Consider the following 14168-nt stretch of genomic DNA (forward strand, 5'->3'; position numbering starts at 1 on the left):
GCTTTCCGAGCGTCGATCTCACGGGCGACGAACTGTCGAAGCAGCACATCCGCTACATGGTGGGCGGACGCTCGCCGCTCGCGCACGACGAACGCCTGTTCCGCTTCGAGTTTCCGGAGCGCCCGGGCGCGCTCATGCGCTTTCTTTCGTCGATGGCGCCGAACTGGAACATCAGCCTGTTCCACTACCGCAACCAGGGCGCCGACTACAGCTCGATTCTGGTGGGCATCCAGGTGCCTGCCGCCGAAGACGCCGAGTTCCGCCGTTTCCTCGCCACGCTCGGTTATCCGCACTGGGAAGAGACGCAAAACCCGGCGTATCGGTTGTTCCTGCAATGAAAATAGTCAGTCGTCCCACCAATCGGGACGTCTGCATCCGAAGCGCATAAAGCGTTGAAAGAGTGCAGGAAAACACCAGGCCCCGCGGCAGTGCGCGTCAGTATACTGAGCCACTGCTGCCGGGCGTGGTCGCCTCGGGAAGATTGGGCGCCGTGCGTCGGACTCACCTGGAGGAAGACAAACATGTTGCGCATCGCTCTTGGCTGTCTGATGACTCTTTCCACGATCGTCGCCGGCGCGCTGCCCGGCGTGGCGCACGCGGATGCGGCGCATCCCGTCGTCGCGCTGCTGCCCGGCGTCACCGATCCCTTCTACTTCACGATGCATCGCGGCGCCGAACGCGCGGCGAAGGAAGAAAACATCCAGTTGCTGTTCCAGGTTCCGAAGGCCTGGAACACCACGGAGCAGGTGCCAATCCTCAAGGCGTTCATCGCCAAGCATCCCGACGTGCTGCTCGTCTCGCCCGTCGACAAGCAACAGCTCATCGGCCCGCTCAAGGAAGCCGCCGACGCCGGCATCAAGGTCATCACCGTCGACACCTATATCGGCGACGGCCATTATCAAAGCGGCAAGGGCGACGCCGACTTCCCGCTCTCCTATGTGGCTTCCGACAACCTGGAAGGCGGCCACGTGGCGGCGCGCTCGCTCGCCAAAGCGATCGGCGACAAGGGCACCGTCTATTGCGAGAACAACAAGCCGGGCATTTCCAGCACCGACGCGCGCGCGCAAGGTTTCATGGAAGAGATGAAGAAGCACCCCAACATCAAGGTGCTCGAGACGCAGTACAACGAGGACGACGCCAATCGCGCCGCCTCGCACGTGGCGGCGGTACTCGCGCGCAATCCCGACCTTGCGGGCGTATTCGGCGCCAACACGTTTTCGGGTGCAGGCGCGGCGCAAGGCGTGAAGAACGCGGGCAAGCAGGGCGTGGTGAAGGTCGTCGTGTTCGACGCGGTGCCGGGCATCGACGAGCAGATCAGAAGCGGCCTCGTCGATATCGCCATCGCGCAGCTTCCCGACGAGATGGGCTATGACGCCGTGAAGTTCGCCGCCGACACCATCCACGGCAAGAAGATTCCCACCTACAAGGGCACGGGCTTCGTGGTGCTGGACAGGTCGAATATCGACAAGCCGGAGATGAAGCAGTACATCTACTCGAACTAAGCCGCGCGAACAGAGCCACATGAACGACAAACGACTCGACAGGCTCGCGCTCGTCAGCAAGGTCTGGCCGTGGCTCTTTCTCGGCACGCTGCTCGTCTTCTTCGAGGCGTGGGCGCGCATCTCGGCGCATCGGTCGTTCGTATTCAACGCGTACAACCTGCAGTCGATCGGGCTTGCCGCGAGCGCGCCGTTGTTGCTGGCCATCGGTCAGACCTTCGTGATCATCACCGCGGGCATCGATCTTTCGGTGGGCTTCGTGATGGGGCTCGCGGCGGTGTGCGTCGCACAGTTCACGATTCCCGGCGGCGCATCGCCGTGGATCCTGCTGATGTCGATACCACTCACGGTGCTCGTATGCCTGATTCCGGGCTTCGTGAACGGCGTGTTGATCGCGCGCCTGGGCGTGCCCGCATTCATCGGCACGCTCGGCATGTATGGGGTCGCGCGCGGCGTGGGCTTTCTCGCTGCGGGCAGCGGCATGACCGTCTCCGTGAACAATCCTGGACTCGCGTGGCTCGGCAGCGGCTGGACGCCCGTGATCCTCACGGCCGTGCTGCTCGTCATCATGCACTTCGTGCTCTCGCAAACGCGCTTCGGTCAGTACACCTACGCGGTAGGCGGCAATCCGCAGTCGGCGGTGCGCGCGGGCATCAACGTACGCCGTCATCTGTTCGCGATCTATCTGATTGCGGCCGCCTTCGCGGCGGTGGGCGGCATCGTCTACACAGCGCGCTTCGCTGCGGGCGCGGCCAATGCGGGTGAGCCCATGCTGCTCGATTCGATCGCGGCGGTCGTGATCGGCGGCGCGAGTCTCTTTGGCGGGACCGGCAACGTCATCGGCACGCTGATCGGCGCGCTCATCATCGCCGTGATCGAATTCGGGCTCGTGTTCATCGACGTCAACGCGTTCTGGCAATTCATCGTGGTCGGCATCGTCATCATTCTTTCGGTGCTGATCGACCAGTACAAGGACCGGCTCGGAGGCGCGCAATGAGCGATGAGAGCGCCACGCCGATTCTGGAGGCGCGTGATGTCTCGATCCGCTTTGGTGGCGTGGAGGCGCTCAAGCGCGTGTCGTTGCGGCTGATGCCCGGCGAAGTGCTTGCGCTCGCGGGCGACAACGGCGCGGGCAAGTCCACCCTCATCAAGATTCTCTCTGGCGTGTATCGCGCCGATGCGGGCGATCTGCATTTCGAAGGGAGGCCGCTCCAGCTGCGCGATCCGCAGGATGCCCGCTCGCAGGGCATCGAAACCATCTATCAGGATCTCGCGCTCGCCGACAATCTCGACGTGGGCAGCAACATCTTCCTCGGCCGCGAACCGGTGCGACGGCTACTCGGCTTCCAGGTCATCGACCGGCCGCACATGGCGCGGGTGGCGCGCGAAGTGCTCGAGCGGCTCGATATCGTGATTCCGCCGCGCAAGCTCACGGGCCCCGTGAAAATGCTCTCGGGCGGCCAGCGCCAGGCCATTGCGATAGGCCGCGCGATTTACTGGAACGCGCGCGTGCTCATTATGGACGAGCCGACCGCGGCGCTCGGCGTGCCCGAGCAACGCAAGGTGATGGAGTTGATCCGCGGACTCAAGGCGCAGGGCGTGGCCGTGATTCTCATCTCGCACAACCTGCACGATATTTTCGCGGTGGCGGAGCGCATCGTCGTGCTGCGGCGCGGCGAAGTGGCGGGCGAGCGGCGCGTCTCGGAAACCGACGGCGACGAAATCGTGCGGCTGATGGTCGGCGACACGTATTCGAACGGCGCGCACTGAAACCTGGCGTGGTGCGTTCGCCTGCGCGGTGCGGGCATTCGATGGACAATGTCGGCTCGAACCCTCACCGCATTCCTGCTTCCACCATGAACTACCTCGATCCCGCCGAAATCACGAGCTGGCACGCCCACGTCTATTTCGACGCTGCGACGCGCGACGCCGCATGGACCTTGCGCGAGGCGATCGATGCCCGCTTCGGCGAGATCGTGCAGATCGGCCGCTTTCACGAGCGCCCGGTCGGGCCGCATCCGATGTGGTCGTATCAGCTCGCCATTACGCGAGAGCATTTCACGACGGTCGTCGAATGGCTCACGCTCAATCACGGCGCACTCGACGTGTTCGTGCATCCGAACACCACCGATGCCCTGCGCGATCATCGCGACGCCGCCGTGTGGATCGGCCATTCGCACGGGCTCAATCTCGGCGCGCTCGGCGGCTGATCGCTCTGCGGATTGCGCCGGCCCGTGGCCTGCGGCACGGCGCAATCATCGATACGCCCGCGGGCCTCAGTGCCCGAACGACTCCGTCTTTGCCGCCGACGATCCGCTCGTCTGCGGCCGAGCGGCCTGCTTGATGAGCAGTGCGGCGCCGGCAATCAGACCGGCGACGGCAACCGTCGCGAAGATGCCCGCAAACGTGAAGTGCCGGCGCGCGAGTTCGGCCACGAGGAACGAGCCCGCAATGCCGCCGAAGCGCCCGATGCCGAGCATCCAGGCCACGCCGGTGCCGCGCCCCTGGGTGGGATAGAACGCGGCGGCGAGCGCGGGCATCGACGATTGCGCCGTGTTCATCAGCACGCCGGCCACGAACACCACGAGCACGAGCAGGGCCACGTTGCCCGCTGCCTGGCCGATGAGCCACACCGAAAGCGCGGTGAGCACGTAGCACGCGGCGATGATGCGGTTCGCGTTGAAGCGGTCCATCAGCATGCCGCTCAGCACCGCGCCCACGCCGCCGAGCGGGAAGAGTGCCGAAATCAGCGTGGCGCTCGAGGCCGTGAGGCCGGAGTCTTTGAGCAGGAGCGGCATCCAGTTGATCGACGCGTAGAAGATCACGAGCCCCATGAAATACGCGACCCACAGCATCACCGAGCCGACGAGGTACATCGGCGAAAGCACCACGCCGAGGCCCTTGCTTTGCGTCTGCGGCGCGTGCTCCGTCATCGTGAACACCTGCGCCTTGGCGGCATCGGGCGAGATGCGGGCGAGCGCGGCGCGAATACGCTCGACGGGCCGCTGGTTCGCCACCATGTAGCGCACCGATTCCGGCATGCGCAGGAAGAGCGGCACGGCGAGCACGAGCGGCGTCACGCCGCCAAGCATGAGCACGCTGCGCCAGCCGAAATGCGGAATCATCCACGCCGCGAGAAAGCCGCCGCAGGCCGCGCCGAGCGGAAAGCCGCAGAACATCAGATTGATTACGGTGGCGCGGTTCCGGTCGGGGCAGAACTCGCCCATCATCGTGACCGCGTTCGGCATGGCGGCGCCGAGACCCACGCCCGTAATGAAGCGCAGCCACGTGAGTTCGCCGATGCTGGTGGAGAACGCCGAAGCGAGGCAGGTCACGCCGAACAGCAACACCGAGCCGACCAGCATGGCGCGGCGCCCGAGGCGATCGGAAAGTGGTCCGGACACGAGTGCGCCGCAAGCAAGGCCGAAGAGCGCCGCACTCAGCACGGGCGCGAGCGCGGGTTTGGGGATGCCCCATTCGCCGAGCAGCGAAGGCGCGATGAAGCCGATCGCGGCAGTGTCGAAACCGTCGAGCAGGACGATGACGAAGCACATCGCGAAGATGAACCACTGGAACGGCGAGAACGGATGTTCGTTGATGAAGGTCTGGACGTCGACGGCACGCGGCTGGTCCATGGTTTTGTCTCCTGTCGACCGAGGTTGTCGTTGTATCGGCCCGCCGTGGCGAGCCGCTTTTTCTGGTTTGCCTTACAACCCGGAATAGTAACCGCAGCGCGGCGTTTGCTGGAGATCATTATGGGGCGTGGCAGGCGGCCGTCTGCTAGCCTGAAAGCAGCACGGCGAGCACTCGCGTGCCGCAAGCGTGTCGCGTTGCGCGACAAGGAGTGCCAGATGAAGCTTTTCTTCGCCCACGCGGCCATGCTGTGCCTCATGGCAAGCGCGATGCTGGCAGGCGCGCCCAGCCAGGTTTTTGGCCAGCTCGCGCCGAACGACGACCTGCGTACGCCGCAAAACAGCCTCGCGCTCATGCCGGGCGCCCAGCCCGGCAGCGAATACCCGACCCACGGCAATCGCCAGGCCGGCGAGATGCCGGTCGGTCCCACCGATCCGCGCGGGCAACTCGCGAACGGCCACCCGAACAACGCCGAGGCGGGCGGCTACGGCGCGCCGTTGGCGGGCGTGCGCTCGGGTGGGCAGAGCGGCGCCGGCATGTGAGCGACCGACCGCTTCAGGTCCACTCGGGTTGCCAGGCAAGCTGGGCTTCGAGTGTTTCGCCGGGCGCGAGCACGGTGCCGCCCACGTCGATGCGCTGCACGGTGCCTTCGTGACGCAGATTGAGCCAGTCCGTCGTGTTGCTGACAGGTTCGGCGCAGAAGTAGGGCAGGCCGGGTGGACAGAAGACCACGAAGAAGTCGAGTGGCGTGCTCGCGCGCAGCGCGAGGCGACGGCCTTCGTGCGGCCATTCAATGACCGCCTCGCGGCGCCAGCCGGAGAAGTTGTTGTCGAGGTCGAAGTCGTCGACGATCAGGCCGGCCTGCAGGGCGTCGACGGCTGGGTGCGCGCTGAGCGAGACCGGCAGCACTTCCGTGTCGATCTCCCACATGGCGCGCACGCGCGCGGCGATACGCGTGCCGGGCGAGCGCGGATAGTACGGGTGATGGCCCAGACCGAACGGCATGGGCCGCGCGGCCAGGTTGCGTGCCCACAGGCGCACGGTGAGGCCGCTGGCGTCGAGCGTGAGGTGCTGGCGCGCCTCGTAGCGAAACGGCCAACCGGTGCCGACGTGAGAACTGGCCTTGCGCGATCCGTGGGGTCCGTGCGCTCCATGTGACTCGTTCGGCTCGTGCAGGAAGTGCAGCGTGAGCGTATCAGCCGTTTGCGCCTCGACCGTCCAGGGGCGCCGCCATGCGTGGCCATGCAGCGCGTGGCGCAGCGCGCCGGTGCCGCTCGGCAAGTCGATCATCTCGCCTTCGAAGCGGAATCGCCCGTCGCGGATGCGGTTGCAGTACGGCATCAGCGGAAAGCTCGCCATGCCTAGCGGATCGCGCGCGTCGATGGCGGCGCGCGTGGCGGGACGCAGCCAGTGCGACGCAGGGGTGTGGCCGGCTGCGTCGTAGAACGCCGCGATCGAGCCGCCGACGTGCGGCGCGACGAGCGCGCGCGCGTCGCCATGGGCCAGCGTGACGAGTTGGCCGTCGTCGAGCGCGGCGGCGTCGAAGGCGATCTCCGGGGGCGACGAGGGTGTCGGTCGGGCAGTCAAATGAGCGTTCTCCAAGTGCATCGTTTTATTACTAATAAAAGATAATATAGGCGCTGAAATCGCTGATGATGCCGCCAAAAAATGGTGACATGCTCCAATTGATGGCCAAAATTATTAGTGCTACGCTTCGGGCCAACAGCGCGGCCCCGAGCGCGCGCCGCCGCGCCGCGCAGCCCTCCCGCAGTCCCCCCTCAGATCCGATGAAAAAATCGACGCAACGCCGCCCGACCATGACCGACATCGCGAAGGCCGCCGGCGTATCGCAATCGACGGTTTCCCTCGTGCTCAACGGCGCGGTCGGCGCCAAGCTTTCCGAAGCGACGCGCCTGAAGGTGCACGAGGTCGCGCAATCGCTTGGCTACCAGTTGCCGATCCGCGCGGTGCAGACGCCCGCCCCCGCAGGCGAGCGCAATCTCATCGTCTATCTCGCCGACGAAGTCTCGACGAGTCCACACCCGGTCGTGAGCATCGACGGCGCGCGCGACGCCGCCTGGAACAACGGCTGTCTGCTCGCGGTGTTCTCGACGCATGGCAACGCACAGATGGAGCAGCAGGTGCTGCAAACGCTCGCCATGCCGAACGTGCTCGGCGTGATCTACGCGACCGTGTACACGCGCAAGGTCACGGTGCCGCCCGCGCTGCTGAAGGTGCCGGCCGTGCTGCTCAACTGCTACGCGTCCGATCACGCGCTCTCTTCGGTCGTGCCGGCCGAAGTGGCGGGCGGCCATACGGCCACCGAATATCTGATCGAAGCGGGGCACCGGCGCATCGGCTTCATCAATGGCGAAACCTGGCAGGACGCCGCGAAAGACCGTCTGAAGGGCTATCGCCAGGCGCTCGCGACTGCGGACCTGCTGTTCGACGAACGCCTCGTGCGCGACGGCGACTGGAGTTCGGGCAAGGGTTTCGAACTCACGCTCTCGCTCATGCGCGAGCCGAATCCGCCCACCGCGATTTTCTGCGCCAACGACCTGACGGCGATCGGTGCGATCGAAGCGCTCAAACAACTCGGGCTGCGCGTGCCCGAAGACGTTTCCGTAATGGGCTACGACGACCAGGAAATCGCGCGTCACACCCACCCGCCGCTCACCACCGTCGTGCTGCCCAACTACGAGCTTGGGCGCTGGGCCGTCGAGACGCTGCTGCAGGAAGAGCAGAACCGCAGCGCCGGCGCGCCGGTGCGCCACCGCACCGTGAAGCTCGACGGGCCGCTCATCGAACGGACCTCGGTGTGCGCGCCGGACTCTGCTTCCCCCGTGAATACCCTCATTAATATCTCCGAAAATTGACTGGTAATATTAGTTGAAGCAGTGGCCGTAATAATTCGGTGGGGCGCATCGCGCGTCGTGCGTCGTGCTGGATGAATCAAGAAAGACAACAAGAACCGCGGTGGGGCCGATCGCCAGCACCGCCGATGTCATTCATCGCTTTGCGTGAGACCGGAGCCCGTGCTGCCGCATGCGTTCTGGCCGACACAGGAGACAGCCATGCGTCATCAACGAATCCAGTCCGCCCTCATCGCCGCCGGGTTTTGCTTCGCGAGCGCGTTCGCCGCGAGCGCTCACGCGCAGTCCACTGCCGGCGCGCAGAAAGTCCAGTCGAATTCCAGCGAGAGCTGCACGAATGCCAAACCGGCCGGCAAGAAGCTGAGCGACATGGTGGTGGGGTTCTCTCAGTCGGAGAATGAACAGAACCCGTTCCGGGCGACCGAAACCGCCTCGGTTCGCGCAGCGGCGAAGGAAGCGGGCGTGAAGCGTCTCCTGTATACGAACGCGAACGCCAACCAGGCGAAGCAGGTCGCAGACATCGAAAGCATGATCAACCAGGGCGCCGAGGCGCTCATCATTGCGCCCAACGACTCCACAGGCCTGCAGCCCGCGCTCGCCCAGGCGCGCGCCAAAGGCATTCCCGTCGTGACGATCGACCGGCAGACCGCGGGCACGGTGTGCGACGACTTCATCACGTTCCTCGGCTCCGACTTCTACAAGCAGGGCGAGCGCGCGGCGAAGGCGCTGGCAGACGCCACCGGCGGCAACGCGATCATCGCCGAGATCCAGGGCGGCTACGGCAACACGGTGGAAAGCCAGCGCACGGACGGCTTTGCGAACGGCCTCAAGCCCTATCCCGGCATGAAGATCATTGCGGCGCAAACCGCGAACTGGTCGACGACCGAAGCGCAGAAGGTAATGGAGCAGATCCTGCTCGCGCACCCGGACGTCAACGCCGTCTACACCCATGCCGACACGATGACGGTCGGCGCGATCAAAGCGCTGCGCCAGGCCGGCAAGCTCAACGGCGTGAAGATCGTCTCGATCGACGGCACAAAGGAAATCGTCACGGATATTTCGAACGGCATTGTCGCTGCTGACGTCGAAACGAACCCGCGCTTCGGTCCGCTCGCCTTCAAGTCGCTGGAAGACTATCTCGCGGGCAAGCCGGTGCCGCAAAAGCAGATCATGGATGACGCGCTGTTCGACCGGAACAACGCGCAGCCGTCGCTCGCGCAGGGCAAGGTCTACTGAGCCGCGTCCGCACGATGACGACGAGCGCCCCCGCCGATCGCACCGGTCGCGCCGGTTCCGCCACGGCCACGCCGCGCGCCGTGCTCGAAACGCACGGCGTTTCGAAGACCTTCGGCGTGGTGCGCGCGCTGCGCGACGTCTCGCTCACGCTGCGCGCGGGCGAGGTGCACGGCCTCGTGGGCGAGAACGGCGCGGGCAAGTCCACGCTGATCAAGGTCCTCACCGGCTTTCATCAGCCCGACTCGGGCGCGCTCACGCTCGACGGCGCGGACGTCGCGTTCGACAGTCCGCGCGCCGCGCAGGGCGCGGGCGTGTGCGCCGTGTATCAGGAAATCAACCTGATACCGGAGCGCAGCGTGGCCGACAACATCTTTCTGTGCCATGAACCGAAACGCTTCGGGATCCTGATCGACAGGAAGCGCATGCTCGAGCGCGCCGCCGACATCGTGCAGCGTTACCGGCTCGCGGTCGATCCGGCCGCGCGTCTCGGCTCGCTCGGGCTCGGCGCGCAGCAGATGGTGGCGATTGCGCGCGGCGTTTCGCTGGGCGCGCGCGTGCTGATCCTCGACGAACCGACTTCGGCCCTGAGCGGTGCGGAGGTGGACGTGCTGTTCGAAGTCGTCGATCGTCTGCGCGCCGAGGGCATTGCACTGCTGTTCGTGAGCCACCGGCTTTCCGAATGCTACCGGCTGTGCGATCGCTTTACGGTGATGCGCGACGGCGCAGTGGTCCGCACGGGTACGCCCGCAGAACTGCCGCGCGCGGCATTGATCGCGGCCATGCTGGGCCGCGAGAGCGCGGGCGAGCACGCCTGGGCCGAGCGCTCGGGCAGCGCCGATGCCGACGCCACGCCCGCGCTCGCCGTCGACCATTTGCAGTGGGGCAACCGCGTGCGCGACGTGTCGCTGCGCGTGGCCCGCAAGGAGATCGTCGGGCTGGCCGGCCTGCTCGGCTCGGGCCGCACGGAAACATTCAAGACGATCTTCGGCGCGCAAAAGGCCGATGGCGGCGAGGTCGATGTCGCTGGCCGCGCGCTCACGCATGCCAACCCGGCGCGCTCGATCGGCCGCGGGCTCGCCTTCCTGTCCGAAGACCGCCGCGCGGAAGGCATCTTTCCACGTCTCTCGGTGCGCGAGAACATCGTCGCAAGCTTGCTGCCGCGCATTTCTCGCTTCGGCTTCATCTCGCGTGCGAAGGAAGCGCAAGTGGTGCGGGACTCGATCGAGCGGCTCGGCATCAAGACGGCCGGGCCCGGCGCACTCATCACGACGCTCTCGGGCGGCAATCAGCAAAAGGCGCTGATCGCGCGCTGCCTCTCTACGCGCCCAACGGTGCTGCTGCTCGACGATCCCACGCGCGGCATCGACGTCGGCGCGAAAGAGGAGGTGCATCGCGTCGTGCAGGAGCTTGCGCAGGAGGGGCTCGCGGTGGTGGTCACATCCTCGGAGATGGAAGAGCTGCTTGCGCTGACCGACCGCCTCGTCGTGCTCAACGAAGGCGCGACCGAGGGCGGCATGCCGACCGCCGGCGCGCATCCCGACGATGTGCTCGCCGTGCTGGCCGGCGCCGGATCCGACGCCAGCGCCGACCACGGCGACGGCACCGCGTGAGCAACCCCGCGCCAAACCCGCCACAATCCCCGACAACCGCTCCGATGGCGACCAACCTTGAATCGAACGAGGCAAGCTTGAGCCCCTCGAATCCTTCGAATTCCTCGAGCCGTTCCGTCTCGGCGGCGACCGGCGCCGAGGCGCGCGCGCGGACCTGGCGCGCGGTGCTGCGCGAGCACAGCGTGTACTTCGCGCTCGCCGCGCTCGTCGCGTTCAATCTCGCCGTCACGCCCGGCTTCTCGAATCCCTTCGCGGCGCGCAGCCTGCTGTTCGAGGCGGCGCCTATCGTGCTGATCGCGCTGGGCCAGAATCTCGCGATTGCGACGCGCGGCATCGATCTCTCCGTAGGCTCGGTGATGGCGCTGGCCAGCGCGTCGATTGCCGTGTTCCTGCCGTATGGCGTGGGCCCGGCGCTCGTGGGCGCGGTCGCGGTGGGCGCCGTCGTCGGCTTGTGCAACGGGTTCCTCGTCGCGCTGCTGGCCATCGATCCGCTGATCTCGAGCCTCGCCTTGCTGGTCGCCGCGCGCGGGCTTGCGCAGGCGCTGCTGGGTGGCTCGCGCGTGAATCTGCCCGACACACCCGGGTTCGATCTGCTCGGCGCCGCCGCGCTCGGCCCGCTGCCCGTCGTCATGCTGATCGCGCTCGGGCTCGCGGTGGTGGTCGCGTTCGTCGTGCGGCGCACGACCTTCGGGCGCTACGCGATTCTCGTGGGCGCGAGCCGCGGCGCCGCGTTTCTCGCGGGCATTCCGGTGCGGCGCACGCTCTTTCTCGTCTACGCGGTGAGCGGCACGCTTGCCGGACTCGCCGGCGTGTTCGCGTCATCGCGACTTGGCGCGGCGGATCCCAACTATGTGGGTGTGAACTTCGAACTCGATGCGATTGCCGCCTCGGTCATCGGGGGCACGCCGCTTTCGGGCGGACGCATCTCGATCGTCGGCGCGGTGTTCGGTGTGCTGCTGCTCCAGGTGCTCGACGCGAGCTTCATCATGAACAACATCAGCTTCACCTACGCGCAGATCCTCAAGGCGGTGTTCATCGTCGTCGCGCTGTATCTGCAACGCTCGGGAGGCTGACGCGATGCAAAACGCCAAACCAGTGGACGCTCAAACCGCCGCCACGCCGGGCGCCAATCGGCGCGCGCAAGTGATCGCGCTCGTGCAGTCGCGCGGGGCGATCGCGATGCTCGTGGTCGTGGCGCTCGTGGCCGGCATGGTGTTTCCCGACTTCCTGCGCCCCGCGAACCTCGCGGACATCGCGTCGAACGGTGCGTTTCTCGGGCTCGTCGCCGTGGGACAGAGCATCGTCATCATCCTGGGCGGCTTCGATCTCTCGGTTGGGTCGATGGTCGGACTCGGCACGGTGCTGGCCGCCTATGCCGCGCCCTATGGATGGGGCGCCGCGATGCTCGCGCCCGTGGCAGCGGGTTGCGTCGTCGGTCTGGTGAACGGCGTGCTGATCGCGCGCGCGCGCATGGCGCCGTTCATCGTCACGCTCGCGGCGCTGCTCGGGCTCAAGGGGCTCGCGCTCGTGCTCGCGAGCCAGGATCTGCTGATTGCCAATCCGGGTTTCTTCGCGCGCATCGCCAATGGCTCGGTGTTTGGCGTCAACAATCTCATCTGGGTGCTGGTGGTTGTCTATGCGCTGGGTGGCGCGCTGCTCAACCACACGCGCTTTGGCGCGGCGATCTTTGCGATCGGCGGCAATGAAGAGGCGGCGCGCATGCTGGGCGTGCGCGTGGAGCGCGTGAAGATACTCGCCTATGGATTGTCCGGTGCACTCGCCGGGCTCTCGGGGGCGCTGCTGGCGTCGCACCTGGACTCGGGGTTGTCGGGGGCGGGGACCGGCTACGAACTGCAGTCGATCGCCGCGGCTGTCATCGGCGGCGTGTTGCTCACGGGCGGCGTGGGAACGATGGCCGGACCGCTGGCCGGCGTGTTGCTGCTCGGTGTCATCGACAATGTGATCAATCAGGTCGGCACGCTGAGCCCTTACTATCAAAACCTGGCGAGCGGCGCATTCCTGCTTGCCGCGGTGATCGTGCAGACGGTGCTCACCGGGCGCCGGCATGGCGCGACGCGAGCCGCGGCGGGCGCGACGCGGCGGCGGCCCGCCGTGGGCTCATAGCGGTCCTGAACTGCGCGGCTGCGGACGCGTTTGGCTGACGGCATGCCTATTGATGTGAAACGATCAGCTTGACGCGCGTCGAGCCATCGGTCTGCGCGGTGATCTCGGTCCGGCTGCCGCGCTGCCCCAGATAGAAGTGCTGGCGGCCAGGCGAGTTCACGTCGTGCGTTGCGTCGGGCAGGCACGAGGCAATGTCGGCGCCTACGCCTTCGAGCGCGTTCGTCCCAGATCCGGCGTCGCGCGCGCTCCACACGCACTGAAAACTCCCGCCAGTCGTTGCGCACTGCGCGTCGTCGCCATAGGGTTGCGCGACGGCGTGTCCGTCGTCAGGACTCAGCGACGCGAAATGCTGCGGTGCTGCCGCGACGATGCGCTTGAGCGCCGCGCAGGGGCTCGCGCTGTCGTCCGCGTGAGCGGCCAGGGGGATGCCTGGTATGACAATGGCCGAGCAAAGCGCGAGGATCCGGGTGAGCGGTGGGTTCATGGCGTTCCGCTGCGTGAGAGCAGCGCCTCATCGTGGCAGGTGAGGGCAGCGCTGCAAGCGGCGTGCCGGGAATAGCCCTTGCAGGGTCGCGTCGGACTACGCATCACGAGGAGAACGCCATGAGGAAGCCGTTCGATCGCATGATGAAAGCGGGCGCATTGCTGGTCGGTCTAACCTTCGCGATGGCGAGCAGCGGCGAATCGCGCAACGAGCAGGAACATGCCTGCCGTGGCGATGCATTCCGCTTCTGCGCGAGAGCGATCCCGAACAAGGAGAAGATCGAGGCTTGCATGAAGCAGCACTACGATGAACTCTCGCCGCCGTGCAAGGCGCTGTTCGACCCGCCGACGACGGACGATCCGAAGTCGTGAGCGCGAATGCCGCTCAGTGAAAGGAGGAGGCGCGTTGCGCCTCTTTTCAATTAAGTCGATGGGAAGGGCTTGCGGACTCGCGATCGAGGCGATAAGATTCGCCCCCTTCGCAGTTCGATGTCTCCGACGTCAGGGCAGCGAAGGCCGCCGCGGAAACCGGCGGACGCAGGAGTCAGCAAGCTTTTTCAAGCGGTGAGCGAAAAAAAGGGGTTGACGAAGCGGAAAAGATTCTTCATAATCTCGTTTCTCTGCTGCTGACGCAGCAACGCAGAAAGAAGCCGGTAGTTGAGCAGTTTTAACGGCGCTTTCGCGATCGATCTTTAAAAATTTACAGCCGA

General features: G+C 66.1%; 15 protein-coding genes and 1 pseudogene. 12 read left to right on the plus strand and 4 right to left on the minus strand.

All coding sequences use genetic code 11. The features are described from left to right. The 5 genes and pseudogenes from AB3X99_RS40665 to AB3X99_RS40685 form a co-directional block, all read left to right on the plus strand. Window positions 1–338: pseudogene (locus AB3X99_RS40665) on the plus strand (threonine ammonia-lyase, biosynthetic); the annotation flags it as partial. A 183-nt stretch (window positions 339–521) separates the two neighbouring features. Then, window positions 522–1502 (plus strand): ABC transporter substrate-binding protein, encoded by a 981-nt coding sequence (locus tag AB3X99_RS40670; RefSeq protein ID WP_368662040.1) that lies wholly within the window; start codon window positions 522–524, stop codon window positions 1500–1502. 19 nt (window positions 1503–1521) lie between these two features. Then, the gene (locus tag AB3X99_RS40675) at window positions 1522–2496 is read left to right on the plus strand and encodes a ribose ABC transporter (RefSeq protein ID WP_069269367.1); all 975 of its coding nucleotides are present in this window, start codon (window positions 1522–1524) and stop codon (window positions 2494–2496) included. After that, window positions 2493–3269, plus strand: a complete 777-nt coding sequence (locus AB3X99_RS40680) for an ATP-binding cassette domain-containing protein (protein ID WP_069269366.1) — start codon at window positions 2493–2495, stop codon at window positions 3267–3269. Before AB3X99_RS40675 ends, AB3X99_RS40680 begins: the two co-directional genes overlap by 4 nt. 86 nt (window positions 3270–3355) lie before the next feature. Further along, complete coding sequence (locus AB3X99_RS40685) at window positions 3356–3709, plus strand: DOPA 4,5-dioxygenase family protein (RefSeq protein WP_368662041.1); 354 nt, start codon at window positions 3356–3358, stop codon at window positions 3707–3709. 66 nt (window positions 3710–3775) lie between these two features. On the opposite strand, the gene AB3X99_RS40690 is transcribed toward AB3X99_RS40685, so the two are convergent. Beyond that, the gene (locus AB3X99_RS40690) at window positions 3776–5134 is read right to left on the minus strand and encodes an MFS transporter (RefSeq protein WP_368662042.1); all 1359 of its coding nucleotides are present in this window, start codon (window positions 5132–5134) and stop codon (window positions 3776–3778) included. Between the two features lie 255 nt (window positions 5135–5389). Between AB3X99_RS40690 and AB3X99_RS40695 the strand changes: the two genes are divergently transcribed. Continuing rightward, window positions 5390–5674, plus strand: a complete 285-nt coding sequence (locus AB3X99_RS40695) for a hypothetical protein (protein ID WP_368662050.1) — start codon at window positions 5390–5392, stop codon at window positions 5672–5674. Between the two features lie 13 nt (window positions 5675–5687). On the opposite strand, the gene AB3X99_RS40700 is transcribed toward AB3X99_RS40695, so the two are convergent. Then, window positions 5688–6719, minus strand: a complete 1032-nt coding sequence (locus AB3X99_RS40700) for an aldose 1-epimerase (RefSeq protein WP_368662043.1) — start codon at window positions 6717–6719, stop codon at window positions 5688–5690. Between the two features lie 200 nt (window positions 6720–6919). Between AB3X99_RS40700 and AB3X99_RS40705 the strand changes: the two genes are divergently transcribed. The 5 genes from AB3X99_RS40705 (at window position 6920) to AB3X99_RS40725 (ending at window position 12975) form a co-directional block, all read left to right on the plus strand. Then, window positions 6920–8008 (plus strand): LacI family DNA-binding transcriptional regulator, encoded by a 1089-nt coding sequence (locus AB3X99_RS40705; RefSeq protein ID WP_083245737.1) that lies wholly within the window; start codon window positions 6920–6922, stop codon window positions 8006–8008. Between the two features lie 198 nt (window positions 8009–8206). Then, a complete protein-coding gene (locus tag AB3X99_RS40710; protein ID WP_368662044.1) occupies window positions 8207–9241 on the plus strand; it encodes an ABC transporter substrate-binding protein in 1035 nt (344 codons plus the stop codon). A gap of 14 nt (window positions 9242–9255) precedes the next feature. Further along, window positions 9256–10851, plus strand: a complete 1596-nt coding sequence (locus AB3X99_RS40715) for a sugar ABC transporter ATP-binding protein (protein ID WP_368662045.1) — start codon at window positions 9256–9258, stop codon at window positions 10849–10851. Between the two features lie 77 nt (window positions 10852–10928). Further along, entirely contained in the window at window positions 10929–11924 is a 996-nt protein-coding gene (locus tag AB3X99_RS40720; protein WP_368662046.1) for an ABC transporter permease, read from the plus strand. 4 nt (window positions 11925–11928) lie between these two features. Next, a complete protein-coding gene (locus tag AB3X99_RS40725; protein WP_368662047.1) occupies window positions 11929–12975 on the plus strand; it encodes an ABC transporter permease in 1047 nt (348 codons plus the stop codon). A gap of 46 nt (window positions 12976–13021) precedes the next feature. On the opposite strand, the gene AB3X99_RS40730 is transcribed toward AB3X99_RS40725, so the two are convergent. Next, window positions 13022–13459: a hypothetical protein gene (locus AB3X99_RS40730; RefSeq protein WP_368662048.1), complete on the minus strand. Its 438-nt coding sequence runs from the start codon at window positions 13457–13459 to the stop codon at window positions 13022–13024. A 140-nt stretch (window positions 13460–13599) separates the two neighbouring features. Between AB3X99_RS40730 and AB3X99_RS40735 the strand changes: the two genes are divergently transcribed. Then, window positions 13600–13830, plus strand: a complete 231-nt coding sequence (locus AB3X99_RS40735; RefSeq protein ID WP_342950139.1) for a hypothetical protein — start codon at window positions 13600–13602, stop codon at window positions 13828–13830. 129 nt (window positions 13831–13959) lie between these two features. Here the strand turns inward: AB3X99_RS40735 and AB3X99_RS40740 are convergent. After that, on the minus strand, window positions 13960–14168 hold a 209-nt coding region (locus AB3X99_RS40740), incomplete at its 5' end, for a hypothetical protein (RefSeq protein WP_368662049.1).

Source organism: Paraburkholderia sp. BR10882 (genome assembly GCF_040948855.1).
GTDB lineage: Bacteria > Pseudomonadota > Gammaproteobacteria > Burkholderiales > Burkholderiaceae > Paraburkholderia > Paraburkholderia nodosa_A.

Bases quoted from the DNA above. Each gene is read 5' to 3' on its own strand.
- AB3X99_RS40725 (WP_368662047.1), top strand. From the start codon at position 11,929: ATGCAAAACGCCAAACCAGTGGACGCTCAAACCGCCGCCACGCCGGGC.
- AB3X99_RS40690 (WP_368662042.1), bottom strand. From the start codon at position 5,134: ATGGACCAGCCGCGTGCCGTCGACGTCCAGACCTTCATCAACGAACAT.
- AB3X99_RS40715 (WP_368662045.1), top strand. From the start codon at position 9,256: ATGACGACGAGCGCCCCCGCCGATCGCACCGGTCGCGCCGGTTCCGCC.
- AB3X99_RS40675 (WP_069269367.1), top strand. From the start codon at position 1,522: ATGAACGACAAACGACTCGACAGGCTCGCGCTCGTCAGCAAGGTCTGG.
- AB3X99_RS40710 (WP_368662044.1), top strand. From the start codon at position 8,207: ATGCGTCATCAACGAATCCAGTCCGCCCTCATCGCCGCCGGGTTTTGC.
- AB3X99_RS40695 (WP_368662050.1), top strand. From the start codon at position 5,390: ATGGCAAGCGCGATGCTGGCAGGCGCGCCCAGCCAGGTTTTTGGCCAG.
- AB3X99_RS40670 (WP_368662040.1), top strand. From the start codon at position 522: ATGTTGCGCATCGCTCTTGGCTGTCTGATGACTCTTTCCACGATCGTC.
- AB3X99_RS40705 (WP_083245737.1), top strand. From the start codon at position 6,920: ATGAAAAAATCGACGCAACGCCGCCCGACCATGACCGACATCGCGAAG.
- AB3X99_RS40685 (WP_368662041.1), top strand. From the start codon at position 3,356: ATGAACTACCTCGATCCCGCCGAAATCACGAGCTGGCACGCCCACGTC.
- AB3X99_RS40735 (WP_342950139.1), top strand. From the start codon at position 13,600: ATGATGAAAGCGGGCGCATTGCTGGTCGGTCTAACCTTCGCGATGGCG.
- AB3X99_RS40680 (WP_069269366.1), top strand. From the start codon at position 2,493: ATGAGCGATGAGAGCGCCACGCCGATTCTGGAGGCGCGTGATGTCTCG.
- AB3X99_RS40730 (WP_368662048.1), bottom strand. From the start codon at position 13,459: ATGAACCCACCGCTCACCCGGATCCTCGCGCTTTGCTCGGCCATTGTC.